Origin of the sequence: Mycobacterium riyadhense (genome assembly GCF_963853645.1) — a bacterium.
Classification (GTDB): Bacteria; Actinomycetota; Actinomycetes; order Mycobacteriales; family Mycobacteriaceae; genus Mycobacterium; species Mycobacterium riyadhense.
Window position 1 is genome coordinate 782953 of record NZ_OY970456.1, and the last position, 16291, is coordinate 799243.

General features: G+C 62.5%; 15 protein-coding genes. 4 read left to right on the forward strand and 11 right to left on the reverse strand.

Annotation, left to right across the window (positions count from 1 at the left end):
- Positions 1–8 precede the first annotated feature (8 nt).
- A complete protein-coding gene (locus tag AADZ78_RS03455; protein ID WP_085248256.1) occupies positions 9–857 on the forward strand; it encodes a hypothetical protein in 849 nt (282 codons plus the stop codon).
- Here the strand turns inward: AADZ78_RS03455 and AADZ78_RS03460 are convergent.
- Genes AADZ78_RS03460 through AADZ78_RS03495 form a run of 8 tightly spaced genes read right to left on the reverse strand, consistent with a single transcriptional unit; the run spans position 854 to position 9649 of the window.
- On the reverse strand, positions 854–1558 hold the full coding sequence (locus AADZ78_RS03460) for an anti-sigma factor (RefSeq protein WP_085248258.1): 705 nt from the start codon (positions 1556–1558) through the stop codon (positions 854–856). The two genes, AADZ78_RS03455 and AADZ78_RS03460, sit on opposite strands and share 4 nt — an antisense overlap.
- Before the next feature lie 48 nt (positions 1559–1606).
- Complete coding sequence (locus AADZ78_RS03465; RefSeq protein WP_085248260.1) at positions 1607–2170, reverse strand: sigma-70 family RNA polymerase sigma factor; 564 nt, start codon at positions 2168–2170, stop codon at positions 1607–1609.
- Positions 2171–2218: 48 nt separating this feature from the next.
- A complete protein-coding gene (locus tag AADZ78_RS03470) occupies positions 2219–2989 on the reverse strand; it encodes a DUF1295 domain-containing protein (RefSeq protein ID WP_139828465.1) in 771 nt (256 codons plus the stop codon).
- A gap of 17 nt (positions 2990–3006) precedes the next feature.
- A complete protein-coding gene (locus AADZ78_RS03475) occupies positions 3007–4269 on the reverse strand; it encodes a class I SAM-dependent methyltransferase (protein WP_085248264.1) in 1263 nt (420 codons plus the stop codon).
- The gene (locus tag AADZ78_RS03480) at positions 4266–4964 is read right to left on the reverse strand and encodes a DUF1365 domain-containing protein (protein WP_085248266.1); all 699 of its coding nucleotides are present in this window, start codon (positions 4962–4964) and stop codon (positions 4266–4268) included. The genes AADZ78_RS03475 and AADZ78_RS03480 overlap by 4 nt, the downstream gene beginning before the upstream one ends.
- A complete protein-coding gene (locus AADZ78_RS03485) occupies positions 4958–6280 on the reverse strand; it encodes an NAD(P)/FAD-dependent oxidoreductase (RefSeq protein WP_085248268.1) in 1323 nt (440 codons plus the stop codon). Before AADZ78_RS03485 ends, AADZ78_RS03480 begins: the two co-directional genes overlap by 7 nt.
- Before the next feature lie 55 nt (positions 6281–6335).
- A complete protein-coding gene (locus AADZ78_RS03490) occupies positions 6336–9230 on the reverse strand; it encodes an RND family transporter (protein ID WP_085248270.1) in 2895 nt (964 codons plus the stop codon).
- Positions 9227–9649 (reverse strand): MmpS family protein, encoded by a 423-nt coding sequence (locus tag AADZ78_RS03495; RefSeq protein WP_085248272.1) that lies wholly within the window; start codon positions 9647–9649, stop codon positions 9227–9229. Before AADZ78_RS03495 ends, AADZ78_RS03490 begins: the two co-directional genes overlap by 4 nt.
- A 253-nt stretch (positions 9650–9902) precedes the next feature.
- Between AADZ78_RS03495 and AADZ78_RS03500 the strand changes: the two genes are divergently transcribed.
- From AADZ78_RS03500 to AADZ78_RS03510, 3 genes are all read left to right on the forward strand, one after another.
- On the forward strand, positions 9903–10589 hold the full coding sequence (locus AADZ78_RS03500) for a TetR family transcriptional regulator (protein ID WP_085248274.1): 687 nt from the start codon (positions 9903–9905) through the stop codon (positions 10587–10589).
- A gap of 185 nt (positions 10590–10774) precedes the next feature.
- Positions 10775–11221, forward strand: a complete 447-nt coding sequence (locus AADZ78_RS03505; RefSeq protein ID WP_204080354.1) for an MmpS family transport accessory protein — start codon at positions 10775–10777, stop codon at positions 11219–11221.
- Positions 11218–14154 (forward strand): RND family transporter, encoded by a 2937-nt coding sequence (locus AADZ78_RS03510; protein ID WP_085248276.1) that lies wholly within the window; start codon positions 11218–11220, stop codon positions 14152–14154. The genes AADZ78_RS03505 and AADZ78_RS03510 overlap by 4 nt, the downstream gene beginning before the upstream one ends.
- 33 nt (positions 14155–14187) lie before the next feature.
- Here AADZ78_RS03510 and AADZ78_RS03515 read toward each other — a convergent pair whose 3' ends face one another.
- The 3 genes from AADZ78_RS03515 to AADZ78_RS03525 all read right to left on the reverse strand — a co-directional run bounded on the left by AADZ78_RS03515 (position 14188) and on the right by AADZ78_RS03525 (position 16283).
- A complete protein-coding gene (locus AADZ78_RS03515) occupies positions 14188–14511 on the reverse strand; it encodes a hypothetical protein (RefSeq protein ID WP_085248278.1) in 324 nt (107 codons plus the stop codon).
- 331 nt (positions 14512–14842) lie between these two features.
- On the reverse strand, positions 14843–15301 hold the full coding sequence (locus AADZ78_RS03520) for a DUF5078 domain-containing protein (protein ID WP_085248280.1): 459 nt from the start codon (positions 15299–15301) through the stop codon (positions 14843–14845).
- A 67-nt stretch (positions 15302–15368) separates the two neighbouring features.
- Positions 15369–16283 carry a crotonase/enoyl-CoA hydratase family protein gene (locus tag AADZ78_RS03525; protein WP_085248282.1) on the reverse strand — a complete coding sequence of 305 codons (915 nt, stop codon included), beginning with the start codon at positions 16281–16283 and terminating at the stop codon, positions 15369–15371.
- Positions 16284–16291: the final 8 nt, after the last annotated feature.

The following is a 16291-nucleotide window of genomic DNA, read 5'->3' on the forward strand; positions in this document are numbered from 1 at the left end:
TTCTAGGCGTGCGATTCGTGGCGACCATGCTGTTCTGGCTCTTCGCCACGGTTACCCTGGCGGCGGCGATCCCGGCGGCATGGGTACAGACGAACATCGTCGACGAAGGCGGCTACGCCGCACTGGCCCAGAAGGCAGCCGGCGATCCGGCGCTGCAGTCGGCCATGGCGGCCGAACTCACCACCCGAGCTATGGCGCTCATCAACGATCACGGCGGACGGCGCTACCCCGTCGACAGCTCGGTGGTGCACGACGCCGCTACCGCCTTCACCGCGAGCGCTTCGTTTCCGCCACTGTTCGCGCAGGTGAACCGGGCGGCGCACCGGTGGTTGTTCAGCGATCCGGTCGCCGGCGGTGACCGGTGGGTGATCGATGTGGCCCCAATGCTCAAAGACCCTGCAATTCAACGGGTTTTGAGCACATACAACGTGAAGGCGCCCGAAACGCTGAAGGTCGCGTTGACGGTTTCGGCGGCGCAGCCGGTGCGTCCGGGACAGCTGCACCGGATCGCCGTTTGGGGTCCCTGGGTGACTATCGCCGTGATCGCACTCAGCGGTGCCTGCGCGCTGGTTACGTTGGTCGCCGCGCGCCGCCGTGGCAAGGCGCTGACCGGCCTCGGCGTCTCGGCGCTGCTGGTCGGTGCGACCGGTTGGGCCGCGATTGAGGTCGGCCGTCGCTATGTCAACGACGCGCTCAATCGGACCACTGGCGACATCCGCCGGATAGCCGATGTGATGGTCAGCAACGCCGAGGACAGCTTGCACCTATGGCTGAATCTGACGCTGCTGGCCGGCGTCGCGCTGGTCGCGTTCGGAGTGCTCGTCGCGGTGCTGGGAAGCCTGGTTAAGCGGACTTAACGCAGGGGCAGCTCGGACAGTATCGGACTGGTCGGCTGCGGCGATCCGGAGCCGGGTTCGACGGTGAACGCCAGGGCGGTCGAGCTTCCGAGGTCGGGGAGCATGGCTTTTGTCGAGGGCGTGACCGCGGCGGCGCCCATCGTCCCCGCCGATGTCGGACCGTTGGCGCCGATCAACCACATCTGATAGACGGTGCCCGGCGACGGCGGCGGCACGTTGTTCATCACCAGCACACCCGCATTGCGGTCGCGGGAGAACATCACCGTGGCCGTGCCCGTGCCGAGCGGGCGGGAGACCGTCTGCACATCCGGTGCCGCGAGAACTTGCTCGGCCATCGTGGGCGTTGGGGTCGGCCGCGTCAGCACCCCGACACCAAAGGCTGCCAGCCCCACCGCGATGGCCGCCGCAGATGCGAAAACAGTTGTACGCCAACGTGACTGGCGCTTAAAGTCAGGTTTTGCGGGTTCGGTCGTGGCCAAGATCGCGGCCCGCAGGTGGGCCGGAGGTTCGGCGGCGGTCGCGGCCGAGGCCACAGCCATCGTCTCGCGGACGGCGCGAACTTCGTCGTTGAACGCCGCAGCGACCGGCGGGGGCGCCGCTGCCACCCGCTGGCTTATCTCGGCTCGCTCGTCGTCAGACATCGCATGCAGGGCATACGGGGTTGCCAGCTCAAGCAGTTCGAAGTCCGTCGGCTGTGTCATCAGCGCCGCTCCTCCTCATCGCTTCGCTCTGCATCGTCGCCGGCGCGGTCATGCCACGTCCAGGCAGTTGCGCAGGCCGCGCAGCGCGTCGCGCATGCGTGACTTGATCGTCGACAAATTGGTGACCAACCGCTGCGACACTTCGACATAGGTGAGGCCGCCATAGTAAGCCAGTTCGATGCATTGCCGCTGCGCATCGGTCAAGCCGTCCAGACACTCGGCCACCCGGCGCCGCTCGTCACCGGCGATCGCCGACTCGGCGACGACATCCGTCGCCGTATCGACATTGGCCGCACCGTAGCGCGATTCCCGCTGACTGCCGGCTTGCTCACTGCGGACCCGGTCGACGGCGCGCCGGTGCGCGATGGTCAACAGCCAGGCCAGCGCGGATCCCTTGACGGAGTCGAACTCTGATGCGTTGCGCCACACCTCGAGATAAATCTCCTGGGTGGTTTCTTCGCTGTAGCCGGGATCACGCAACACCCTGGTCACCAGCCCGTACACCCGGCTCTTGGTGTGGTCGTAGAACGTGGCGAACGCGGCATTGTCGCCACGCGCGACCCGGCGCAGCAAGGCGTCCAGGTCGCTGCTCAGGCGCGGCGGACCGGTCATCGATCGGTAGCCTAACGCCCGCCGGCATCAAAACCGAGAAGTCGGTCCTCATCGACGTGCCGATCTGGGTGGGCGGGGCACGAAATATGCTGTCCGCTCTTGGTATTCGGCGAAGCCGGGACGGCCCTTCATGTAGCTCTCGGTCAGCCGGGCCCCGCTGACGTCCACCAGGAAGTACGTCATCAGCAGCGGCGAGACCACCGTGATCAACGGAACCCAGCCGTTGATGGTGATCAGCCATAGCCCCCACCAGACACAGGCGTCGCCGAAATAGTTGGGGTGCCGCGTCCAGGCCCAGAGCCCGCGGTCCATGACGACCCCGCGATTGGCCGGGTCGGATTTGAATACCCGCAACTGCCGATCACCCACCGCCTCGAAGATGACACCTGCCAGCCACACCGCTAAGCCCACGCCCGTCACGGCCAGCAATGGCCTCGGCGTCGGCCCAGTTACCGCGGATAGTTGCAGCGGGAAAGAGATGAACAGCGTCAAGAAGCCCTGCAGCCCGAAGACCTTCCGCACCACCTGACCCAGCCCCGCTCCACGCAGCAGGTCTGCATAGCGGGGATCCTCACCCTTGCCGGCCGTCTTGCGGTACATGTGCCAGCTCAGCCGCACAGCCCAGATCGACACCAGCGCCAGCAGCAGCCACCGGCGAGTCGGATCGCCTTGGCCAAGGACGGCGGCGACGGCGGCCACGGCCACGAAACCGATGCCCCATGCGACGTCGACGACGTTGTAGCGGCCGAGCCGGCGACCGATCACGAACGCGACCGAATGCACCACGGCCAGCGCCAACGCCGAAGCGGCCGATACCACCAAGATGCCGGTCTCGTTCATGGGACACTCCTGCGCTCAAGTATCCACTGGTTGACGTCGAGATAGCCGGACCGGAATCCGGCCTCCGAGTACGCCAGGTACAGCTCCCACATCCGTCCGAACACTTCGTCGAAGCCCAAGTGCGCCAACTTGTCTCGCCGCTGCAGGAAGCGCTCCCGCCACAGCCGCAGCGTCTCGGCATAGTGCGGTTGCAGCGAGGTCGTGTCGACGGTGCGCAATCGCGTGTGACGCTCGGTGATCCCCGCAATGGCCTCGGTGGACGGCAATAGCCCGCCGGGGAAAATGTACTTCTGGATCCAGGTGTGCGTGTTGCGGGTGGCCAGCATCCGGTCGTGCGGCATCGTGATCGCCTGGATCGCGGCCCGGCCGCCCGGCCGCACCAGCCGTTCGAGCGCGGCGAAATACCTTGGCCACGAACGAAATCCCACCGCCTCGATCATCTCGACCGATATGACGCAGTCATAGCATCCCTGCACATCGCGGTAGTCACAAAGGTCGATTTCCACCCGGTCGGACATACCGGCCGCGGCCACCCGCCGCTGCGCCAACCGCTGCTGCTCGACCGACAGGGTGACTGAGCGCACCTGCGCCCCGCGGGCAGCCGCACGGATGCACAGCTCGCCCCATCCGGTGCCGATCTCAAGAACCCGGCTGCCCCGTTGGACCCCGGCCATATCCAGCAGCCGGTCGATCTTGCGGCGTTGGGCTGTCGCCAAATCCGACCACGAGGCCGGCAGGCGGGTGAACAGCGCCGACGAGTACGTCATGGTTTCGTCGAGAAACTCGCCAAACAGCTCATTCGAGAGGTCATAATGCTCAGCGACGTTGCGGCGGGCCTGATCTCGGCTGGGGTCTCGCCAGGTCGGCGCAAAGCCCGGCGCAAGCGGTCGCAGCCAGTGCAGCGAGCGGGGCACCAGGTCGGTCACCGACTTGGCGAGTACCGTGAGCGCCCCGGTGAGATCCGTCGATGACCATTCACCGGCCATGTACGACTCCCCGAACCCGATGAGGCCGTGGCGTCCGACCCGGCGGCACAGCGCGTCCGGATGATGGAGGAACAGCGTGGGCTGGGTCGGATCGGCGGCGCCCACCACTGATCCGTCCGGGTAGGCCAGTCGCAACGGTAGCCGGGCCGCCGCGCGCCGCAGCAGACGGTCGACGACGGCGGCCGATACCGCGGCGACGGGGCCGGACGGCGCCGTGGCTATCGCCGGCCAGCGCCGGTAATCGATTGCGGCCGTGCGCGTTTGGACGCTCATCGCGGCACGACTGGAACTCGATGTAACCACAGTTTGATGCCCTGTATTCGGATTCGCGTGGCCACCATCAGCGGCGCCAGCGGTGACGTAATCTGGATCATCACGACGTGTTTCAATGTCGCCGGTTCGCGCGTCCCGCGTAGCGTCGCGGTGAATGCCAGCCGATTCTCGCGGTGTAGTGACACCGTGATGTCCACATAGCGGGCGGGTCGTGGCGCCAGCACCAGGTAGTGGCCGTCCACCGGATTGAACGGCGAGACATAGAACTTCTTACTGACCAACACCGGCGCATCGGCCGGTGGTAGCAGGTAGGCGTGGCGCCCTCCGTACGTGTTGTGCACCTCGGCTATCACGTGGCGCAGGCTGCCGTCACGGTCATGGCACCAAAAGATGCTTATCGGGTTGAAGACGTACCCGAAGACGCGTGCCTGCAGCAGCGCGGTGATGCGTCCGTCGGGGACGGTCACGTCATGGTCGGCAAAAAAGGCTTCCAACCGGTCCCGTAGCGAGCCGCGTGAGTGCTGCGCGAAGTGGTCGTCGGCGTGGAATCGCGCGAACGGTCGCAGCCACCGGGGCAGCCGGGGCAGGTCGTCGATGTCGACATACCAGCTATAGCTTTGGTATTCGAACGCGTGCTGCACCGGAACCTGCCGAAAGTGGGTGATGGTGGTGCGGTAGATCGCCGGAGTCAGCATGCGGCCACCGCCTCCCGCGCAGCGACTGCCGGCCAGTCGGCGCCGAGCCGCCGGGCCGCGCGCAGCCCGGAGGCGGCGCCGTCCTCGTGGAATCCCCAGCCGTGATAGGCGCCCGCGAAAGCCACCCGATCATCGTCGAGTGTCGGCAATAAGCGTTGAGCTGCAACCGATTCCGGTGTGTACAGCGGATGGCTGTAGGTCATCTCGGCAAGCACCGACTCCGGGTCAACGCGGTCATGGACCCCGAGGGTCACCAGAAACCGGCGGTTGCCGCCGATACGCATCAGCCGGCTGATGTCATAACTGACCACCACGTGGTCGTTCCCGGGTGACACCAGGTAGTTCCAGGATGCCCGCGCCCGACGGTGTCGGGGCAGCACCGATTCGTCGGTGTGCAGCCGGGCGACGTTGGTCGAGTAGGGAATCGCCCCCAGGACGGCACGCTCCCGCGGGGTCGGCTGGTCGAGCAACAGCAGCGCCTGGTCGGGGTGAACGGCCACGACGGCGGCATCGAAGAGCCGCGGTGCGTTGTTGCCGGCTTGCACCAGCACCCCGTTGGGAACTCGCCGCAGCGAGCGCACCGGTGTCCGGGTCAACACCTCACCGAGCCGAGATGCGATGGCCCGCACGTAGCTGGCCGAGCCTCCGGCGACCGTGCGCCACGTGGGTGAGCCGAAGACCGTCAGCATGCCGTGATGCTCAAGAAAGACGAACAGGTACCGGGCCGGATAACGCAACGCGTCCGCGGCAGCGCACGACCAGACCGCCGCCACCAGCGGCGTGATGAAGTAATCGACGAAGTACGACGAGAAGCGGTGCCGGTTCAGGAAGTCTTCCAGTGTCACTAGGTCGTCCTCCGCATTGGAGGCCGTGTCACGCAGCATCGCCGACGCGACACGGTGAAACCGGAGGATCTCGATGAGCATCAGCAGGTAACGGGGCCGCAGCGATTGTCGGCAGGCGAACAGTCCCCGCGCTCCCAGGGCGCCGGCGTACTCGAGTCCGATGTCGTCGGCTCGCACCGACATCGACATATCGGACTCTTGGGTGGCCACACCGAGTTCGGCGAACAGTCGGCACAGGGTGGGATAGGTCCGGTCGTTGTGGACTAAGAACGCCGAGTCCACGGCGGTAACGCCGCCGTCACCGCTCGCCACATAGTGGGTGTGGGCGTGACCGCCGAGTCGATCGTCGGCCTCGTACAGGGTGACGCGGTCCCGACCGGACAGCAGATAGGCGGCGGTGAGTCCGGAGACGCCGCTGCCGATGACCGCTACCGAGCGCCCCGAAGGAGCAGAAAGGTGTGAATGTTGCACACCAGCTATTCGGAGTCGCCGTCGCCTCGGTTGGCCCAACCCGCGCTTGCAGAGGCTAGCGTTCCCCGCTCATCGCAAAGGCTCGGTCCGTCGGCTGTTCGACCGGCGCAACCGGAGTCCGGGCAGGCCGGCTACGCACCCTCATGGGCCACCAGAACCAGCGGCCCAGCAGCGCGGCGATGGATGGCGTCATGAACGAGCGCACGATCAACGTGTCGAACAGCAAGCCCAGACCGATGGTGGTGCCCACCTGCCCGATAACCCGAAGATCGCTGACGACCATCGAAGCCATGGTGACCGCGAATACCAGGCCCGCATTGGTCACCACCTTGCCGGTACCGCCCATCGAACGGATGATGCCGGTCTTCAGGCCTGCGCTTATTTCCTGTTTGAACCGGGAGACCAGCAGCAGGTTGTAGTCAGACCCCACAGCCAAGAGGACGATGACCGACATCGCGAGTACCAGCCAGTGCAACTTGATTTCTAGAATGTGTTGCCAAAGCAGCACCGAAAGTCCAAAGGAAGCACCCAGCGAAAGCGCGACCGTACCTACGATGACAGCGGCGGCAACAAACGCTCGGGTGATGATCAGCATGATGATGAAAATGAGGCAGAGGGATGAAATGCCCGCGATGAGAAGGTCCCATTGGGCGCCTTCAGAGATGTCGTGGAATACGGCCGCCGTGCCGGCCAGATAGATCTTGGAGTCTTCCAATGGAGTGCCCTTGAGCGCCTCCTCGGCGGCCGTACGTATTTGGTTGACGCTCTTGATGCCTTCTTCTGATTGGGGATCTGCTCGGTGCAGAATAATGAACCGTGCCGCGTGACCGTCCGATGACAGGAACGATTTCATGGCGCGCTGGAAGTCCTTGTTCTTGAATACTTCGGGCGGCAGGTAGAACGAGTCGTCATTCTTGGCGGCGTCGAACGCGTGTCCCATGGCGGTCGCGTTTTCGCTCATCTCGTCCATTTGGTTGTAGATGCCCATCATGGTGCTGTGCATGGTCAGCATCTGGATCCGCATGCTCTCCATGACTTCGATCTGCGGCGGGATTGTGGCGACCATCTGCGGTACAAGGCGATCCATTTCGCGGAGGTCGACCAACAGGACACCTATTTGCTCGCTGAGCTTATCGACACCGTCCAGCGCATCGAATATCGATCGCAACGACCAGCAGATCGGAATGTCGTAGCAGTGCTTTTCCCAGTAGAAATAGCTGCGAATTGGGCGCCAGAAATCCTCAAAATCTGCGATGTGATCGCGTAATTCGTCGGTGATTTCCTTCATCTGTTCGGTGTCGCCGACCATACGGTGGGTAGTATCGGCCATCTGCTGCATCAGGTCTTGCATGTGCGTCAGAATCGCGATCGTCTGGGCCATCAAGTCGGCCTGCTTCAGCATGTCGTCCATGCGGTCGCGCTGGTATTTCATGGTCTGCAGCTGCCCGGCATTTTGCATGCTTATTTGGAACGGTATCGACGTGTGGTCCATTGTCGTTCCGTCCGGTCGGGTTATTGCCTGTACCCGGGAGATTCCCGGAACCCGGAAGATAGCTTTAGCTAGTCTATCCAGCACCAAGAAATCCGCCGGATTGCGCATGTCATGATCCGACTCGATCATCAGGATTTCCGGCTTCATGCGGGCTTGAGAAAAATGGCGGTCCGCAGCCGCATATCCTTCGTTGGCGGGTATGAAGCCGGGCAGGTAGGCCCTGTCGTTGTAGTTGGTGTGGTATCCGGGCAGCGCGAGCAGGCCGACGAGGGCAATGGCGCACGTGGCGACCAGAACCGGTAGCGGCCAGCGAACCACCACGGTGCCAACCCGGCGCCAGCCGCGAGTCTTGAGCAGCCGCTTGGGGTCGAACAGGCCAAAGCGGCTGCCGACGTGCAGAACCGCCGGCGCCAAAGTCATTGCCACCGCGACTGCGACCAGCATCCCGACCGCGCACGGAATGCCGAGGGTCTCGAAATAGGGCATGCGGGTGAACTTGAGACAGAAGGTGGCACCGGCGATCGTCAAACCCGAGCCAAGGATCACATGGGCGGTCCCACGGTACATGGTGTAATAGGCCGCTTCTCTGTCCTCGCCGGCCTGGCGGGCTTCTTGATAACGCCCAATGATGAATATGCCGTAGTCCGTTCCCGCGGCAATCGCCAGCGACGTGAGCAGGCTGACCGCAAATGTGGACAGTCCGATCATCCCCGAATGCCCCAGTAACGCTACGACTCCCCGGGCCGCCGTCAATTCGACCCCGACCGTGAACAACAACAGAATCACGGTGATCGGCGACCGATAAACCAGTAACAACATAACGAAAATCACCCCGACCGTCACCGCGGTGATCCGGAGCATCGATCGGTCGCCGGAGTTATGCATATCCGCGGCCAGCGCGGCCGGGCCGGTGACATATGTGGTAATTCCGGGCGGCGCCGGCGTACTGGCGACGATATTGCGGACGGCCTCGATGGATTCGTTGGCCAGCGGCTCGCCTTGATTACCGCCGAGACTCATTTGGACATAGGCGGCCTTGCCGTCGTTGCTTTGCGCCCCCGGCGCCGTCAGCGGATCCCCCCAGAAGTCCTGCACGCTTTGCACGTGCTTGGTATCGGCGCGCAGTCTGCGGATCAGGTTGTCGTAGTACTTGTGGGCTTCATCGCCGAGGGGCTGGTTACCCTCGATGACGATCATCGCGATGCTGTCGGTGTTGCCTTCCTTAAACACCTCGCCGATGCGCTTCATCGCTGCGAACGATGGAGCTTCCTTGGGACTCAGTGAAACCGAACGCTCTTGCCCTACCTTTTCCAGGCTTGGGACGAAGATGCTGACGGCGACGCAAACTGCCAACCAACCCAGGATTATGGGTACCGCAAAGGCGTGGATTATCCGCGCGATGAGGGGCTTTTCGGCCTCGGTTCTGGTTTCGGGGTCGTTCGCATATTTGGTAGTCACGCGGATTTCACCAGGCAGTAGGTGTAGGCATTGACCTCGTTGGAAATTCTTTCAGCCTTTACGACGTCGTCTACGAGGATCCGGCAACCGATGCTGTTGGTATTGCCCTGCGCAACAAGGTTTCCCATCACCGCCGCCAAATTTGTTGTGATGTGTAACGACCAGGGTAACACCGCGTCATCGACCCGTTGCGGGTCAGAATTGACGTCGAAATAGCTGATGTCCGCGACCGTTCCGGGTGGTCCGAAGACTTCGTAAGTTAGCCGCTTGGGGTTGAAAGGCTTGGTGCTTTCCAGGTTGCTGTCGGCATACGACTCACGTCTTTCAGAGGCGAAGAAACCGCGGACCCGGTACACGGTGAACCCACCGATGACCACAACCACCAGGATGACCAGTGGAATCCAAGTCCGCGAAAGCACCCTGAAAATCTCAAGTCCCCTTTACCGTTCGATGTTGTTACGGGCGGACAATACCGCCCGTCTGGGCCTGTTGGAACATGTTCAACCAGCGTCGCACCCGGCCAGCGGCTTCGGCCGATAGCAGAACTAAGCCTTGCCTAAGTAAAGCACGGCCTCCCGGTGGGGTGAGCGGTAGCTGCCCCTCCTTTCAGTCGGGCCACGAGTGTAACGCATATCACGTGCGTAAACGGCAAAGTCTTACAAGTCACATGATGTGCGTTATCCTCTGGCGGTGGCGCAAGTCAGTTTCCGGCGCGCCCGCACCGAGGAGAACAAGCGTCGGCGTGCGGCGGCGCTCGTCGAAGCCGCTCGCTCGTTGGCGCTGGAGACCGGTGTCGCGTCTGTGACGTTGACCGCTGTCGCCGGACGCGCCGGAATCCATTACTCGGCGGTGCGCCGCTACTTCTCCTCGCATAAAGAGGTCCTGTTGCACTTGGCCGCCGAAGGTTGGGTGCGGTGGTCGAACACGGTGTGCGAGAGCCTGAACGAGCCAGGACCGATGTCGCAATCGCGGGTGGCCGAGGCGTTGGCCAACGGTTTGGCGGGCGACCCCTTGTTTTGTGATCTGCTTGCCAACCTTCATCTCCACCTCGAACACGAGGTGCATGTCGATCGGGTTGTCGAGGTCAAGCGGACGAGTACCGCTGCGGTCATCGCACTCGCGGACGCGATCGAGAATGCGTTGCCCGAGCTCGGTCGTTCGGGGGCTTTCGACATCCTGCTGGCTGCATACTCTCTGGCCGCCACGCTGTGGCAAATCGCAAATCCCCCGGAGCAGCTCAACGACGCCTATGCCGAGGAGCCGGAGGTTCTCCCGCCGGAGTGGAACCTCGACTTTGCGTCCGCACTGACCCGCCTGCTCACCGCTACCTGTATCGGGCTGGTCGCCGAGTCGTCGTGAACCAAGGAGATAGATCTTGCCTATGGGTCTAGGATACTTAGTGCAACAAAGCATCGGCTGCGATGGTTGCTGGGATCGCTTGGGAGACCAGCCTTTTCGAAACGTTTCGGATCGGACGCCGGATCGCATCGCGGCGGCGGCGCTCGAACGGCTCGACATGCCTTGGGCAAGCGGAAGGTGATTGAGTGGCGAAGTTGTCGGTTGCCAGCGCCCTGAGGCGGGTGTGGATCGTGCTGGTCATCGCAATCGTCGTGGCGGTGGCCGGGTTCTGCGTGTCTCGGCTGCGCACCTTCTTCGGTGTGCACGACAGGGGCCAGATCACCAGCGGCATTGCCGATGACATCAAGCCCTTCAACCCCAAGCACGTGGTTTATGAGGTATACGGCCCCGCCGGGGCGATAGCCAACATCAACTACCTGGACATCAACGCCCAGCCTCAGCGAGTGAGCAATGCGCCCCTGCCGTGGACGCTGTCGGTCACCACGACACTGCCCTCGGTGAGCGTCAACGTGATAGCGCAGGTCGACGCCGACCAGGTCGGCTGCCGGATCATCGTGAACGACGTAGTCAAAGACGAAAGGTCGGCGAGCGGAGTGAAAGCTCAAACCTTCTGCATAGTGAAGTCCGGATGACAGTCAACTCGACCGCACAGCTTCCGACGAGCCCGAAATTCGCGCGGTTTGTGCACACGTTCGCGGTGCCGATCGTGTTGTTCTGGGTGGGACTTGTCGTCGTCCTCACCGTGTTCGTCCCGTCGCTGGACCAGGTCGGAAGAGACCACACCGTGTCGATGAGTCCCAACGACGCGGAGTCGATGCAGGCGATGAAGCGCGTCGGCAAGGTGTTCAACGAATTCAGTACCGACAGCGCGATCATGATCGTGCTGGAAGGCGATCAACCGCTGGGCGACGACGCGCATCACTTTTATGACGAGCTGATCAGGAAGCTCTCCCGGGACGCCAAGCACGTGCAGCACATCCAGGACTTCTGGGGGGATCCACTCACGGCGGCCGGATCGCAAAGCTCCGACGGCAAGGCCGCCTATGTCCAGGTCTACCTCGCCGGTAACCAGGGCGAGACGTTGGCCAACGAGTCCGTCCAGTCGGTGCGCAAGATCGTGGACGGGACACCGGCGCCGCCCGGTGTTAAGGCGTATGTCACCGGCGCGGCCGCGCTCAATGCCGACCAGTCGACAGCCGGTGAGAAGGGTGTTCAGAAGGTCACCGCGATCACCTTCCTGGTGATCATCGTGATGTTGCTGTTTGTCTATCGCTCCATGGTTACGGTGATTCTCACCCTGCTGATGGTCGCACTTGAGTTAATGGCGGCCCGGGGGGTTGTCGCTTTCCTGGGCCATAACAACATCATCGGATTATCAACCTTCGCGGTTAATCTGCTGGTATTGATGGCCATCGCTGCCGGGACGGACTATGCGATCTTTGTCCTCGGGCGATATCAAGAGGCCCGCGGGCTCGGTGAGGACCGGGAAAAAGCGTTCTACACCATGTTCCACGGGACCGCGCACGTAGTGATCGGTTCGGGTCTGACCATTGCCGGCGCCATGTACTGCCTCAGCTTCACGCGGCTGCCCTACTTTCAGACGCTCGGTGTGCCGTGCGCCGTAGGAATGCTGGTCGCCGTGGCGGCGGCGATCACCCTGGGCCCGGCCGTGTTGACCATCGGCAGTCGCTTCAAGCTGTTCGACCCTAAACGGAAGATGCGGACGCGGGGATGGCGACGGGTGGGCACCGCGATCGTCCGCTGGCCCGGGCCGATTCTGGCCGTCTCGATTGCGATCGCCCTGATCGGGCTGCTCGCGCTGCCGGGTTACCGGACCAATTACGACAGCCGCAAGTATCTGCCACCCAGCACGCCGGCGAATATCGGGTATGCGGCCGCCGATCGCCACTTTTCACAAGCCCGGATGAACCCGGAATTGTTATTGGTGGAGACCGATCATGATCTACGTAATCCGGCCGGCATGCTGGTATTGGACAGGATTGCCAGGGGCGTTTTTCACATCCCGGGTGTGGCGCGGGTGCAGGCAATAACGAGGCCGTTGGGAACGCCGATCGAGCACACCTCCATACCGTTCCAGATCAGCATGCAAAACACCACGCAGGTGGAGAACCAGCAGTATATGCACCAACGCATGGACGACATGCTTAAACAGGCCGACGCCATGCAGCAGTCGATCGACACCATGCAGCGGATGTACGACATCATGTCGCAAACCGTCGCGGTCACACACAACATGGACCTGTTGACGCGCGAGATGGTGGGAATTACGAGTGAACTACGCGATCACATCGCCGATTTCGACGACTTCTGGCGCCCGATTCGCAGCTACTTCTACTGGGAGAGGCACTGTTTCGACATCCCCATCTGCTGGTCGCTGCGGTCCATATTCGACGCACTTGACGGCTTGGACCAGCTCACCGAAAAGATCACGCAACTCTCCGGCCAATTGGACAAGCTGGATGTGCTGATGCCGCAGATGCTGGCCCAGCTCCCGCCGCAGATCGACACGATGAAGACGATGAAGACGATGATGTTGTCCATGCACAGCTCCATGTCCTCGCTGTATGACCAGATGGACGTGATGAGCCAAAACTCGACCGCCATGGGTCAGGCATTCGACGCCGCCAAGAACGACGATTCTTTCTATATTCCGCCGGAAGTATTCGACAATCCTGATTTCAAGCGGGGCCTGAAAATGTTCGTGTCGCCGGACGGGCATGCCGCTCGCTTTATCATCTCCCACGAGGGCGATCCGGCGACCCCCGAAGGGATTTCGCACGTCGATCCGATAATGAGGGCCGCGAAGGAAGCCATCAAGGGAACCCCGGTGGAGGGCGCTCATATCTGGCTTGGCGGCACCGCTGCGGTGTATAAGGATATGCGCGATGGTTCCAAATATGACCTGATGATCGCGGGAATAGCCGCGGCCAGCTTGATTCTGATCATCATGCTGATCATCACCCGAAGCCTGGTTGCCGCTATCACCATTGTGGGCACGGTATTGCTTTCGCTCGGTGCATCGTTCGGGCTTTCTGTGTTGGTCTGGCAGCATATTTTGGGCTTCGAATTGCACTGGATGGTGCTGGCGATGTCCGTCATTCTGCTTTTGGCGGTGGGATCTGACTACAACCTGCTGCTGGTTTCCCGATTCAAAGAGGAAATTCATGCCGGATTGAAGACCGGGATAATCCGGTCGATGGCCGGCACCGGCGCCGTGGTGACGAACGCTGGCTTGGTCTTCGCCGCCACCATGGCCTCGTTCATCTTCAGCGACTTGAAGGTCATCGGGCAGGTCGGCACCACGATCGGCTTGGGTCTGTTGTTCGACACGCTGATCGTGCGCTCGTTCATGATGCCGTCTATCGCCGCGCTGATGGGGCGGTGGTTCTGGTGGCCGCAGCAAGTACGCACGCGCCCCGCCAGTCAGCTACTACGGCCGTTCGGACCGCGCCCGTTGGTTCGTGCCCTGTTGCTTCCCAAGGACGACGGCGCAGGGGAGGCGGCGAACGCCGACCGGGTTCCGGTCGCGACTCCGCACTACTAATGGTTCGAGGGCCAGACGGCCTTAGCGGGCGACCTACAAGGCCACGACTTCGCGCATGATGTCGCTGAGCTCAGTCAATGGCGCACCGCACGTCAGACAGGTTGCGTTGGAGTGGCGCCTGAGGCGGCCCACCTGTAGCAGGGCCTCGGCCTCGGCGCGCCACAGGCAGGCAATGCACAGTATCTCGATGGTGTTCCCGAATGGGTCGAGCTGTGGATGGTTGCATGCGTCCACAGCGTGCAGGTGAACGACGAAATTGGCTCGGTTAGTGCAGCCGGCTTCGGACTGGCAAGTGATCTCGCGCCAGTCGAGGGCCGCCAGCATGTCCGGGATCTCGTTGCCAGTTGTTTGGCTCATGCCAGAACCTCCGACTTCCCGACCACAGTCGTACCCGACACGCTCGCGCCCACTCGATGCTCAGCTAGTCGGGGATTCATTATGGTTACCCGTGCCCGGCCGTGGCAAGGATTCCCAGCGCGCAGCTTGCGGTTGTTTGGGAACCAACTGCTGTGTTGTGCATAGCCTGCGTCCCGGTCCTAGCAGCGAGTCAAGAGAAACGCTGTGTATTGATAAGTGTCACTATTCCGCGGCGGCGTAGCGGAATCAATGCTGCTGGGTAGCCAACGATTGGATGGAAACGATTTGTTCCCCGATCGGCGGACAAATCGTGACTACTTCAATAAGTGACTTACGCCCAGTCCCACACCGACATGTTGCCGGCGGGGTAGTTGTTGCAGACCTCGGTGGACTTGGCGACGACGCCCTTGTTATTGAAAAAGATCTTCATGTGGTTGGGCCATGCGAACCACAGCGGATCACCGTTGTAGAAGTGTTCGGAGTAGTCCCGGCGGTCGGCGGGTGATAGCGAGAAGAACCAGTGGGCCTTGTCTTGGGTTGCCACTTGAACGTTGGGGTGGTTGTTGTAGTCGATCATGTAGCGCTGGTAGTAGACCGGGCTGGTGTCCCTGGTTGCCGCCAGGATCTGTTCGGCGTCGCAGGTGGTTGAGATCATCCTACGGGGAATCGGGAAGTCCTCGGTGGAATCGGCGGCGGCCGTCTTCGGGAAGGTCGCCGCGGCGACCGCGAAGGCGGCAAAAAATGCGAGGAAGGCGGCGCCTGCGCGCAGGCGGAGGTTCGGCCGAGACATATTCAGTACCGTAACACTTTCAACACTGGGGCGACGATCTCCGGAGCGAGATTCCTAGCCCACCTTACTAGCCGTCTTCACCAGGAACAATCACGTGTGCGGGGTCAGGTCGAAGTTCTGGCGGAGCCTGGCTGTAGTCGCCAAACGGGCCGTCGCGGCGCTCAACGGCAGCCCGCACACCCTGGGTTTGTGCGGTCTGGATGAACTCGAGTGCGTCTGGCGTATTCCGCATCAGGCCGTCAAGAATGCCGCCCAGGACCTGAGTGGATGCCAGGCCCATATTCTCGTAGGCCTGGTTCACGATCAGCTTCTGTGCCTGCAGTTGCGACAACGGGATCTGCGCCAGTTCGGCGGCGATCTCGGCGACGCGAGCCTCGAGTCGCTCGAACGGGACCGCCTCGTTGATCAGCTCGACCTCGGCGGCCTGAACCCCGGTCAGCGGGCGGCCCGTCAGTGAGTGCCATTTGACCTTGGCAAGGCTCAGTCGGTAGAGCCACATCCCGGTCAGGTAGGCACCCCACATGCGGCTATACGGGGTTCCGATCACGGCGTCGTTGCTGGCGATCACGATGTCGGCGCACAGCGCGTAGTCGCTGGCTCCGCCGACACACCAGCCGTGTACTTGTGCGATCACCGGTTTCGATGCCCGCCAGATGGCCATAAACTTTTGTGTCGGCCCGGTCTCGCGGGCAGACACCATGGCGAAATCCTTGCCCGGATCCCACTTTCCGTCGGTCAGCATGGATTCACCCCAGTGCTGAAAGCCGCCGCCGAAGTCGTAGCCGCCGGAGAAGGCGCGGCCGGCGCCACGTAGCACGATGACCTTGATGTGTTGGTCCCGCTCGGCAAGCCCAACTGCGGCCTCGATCTCGTCGGGCATGGGCGGCACGATCGTATTGAGGTGTTCGGGGCGGTTGAGCGTGATCGTGGCGACCGGACCGGCGGTCGTGTACAGCAGCGTCTCGAAGTCGGATGTCAGCATGTTCAGCG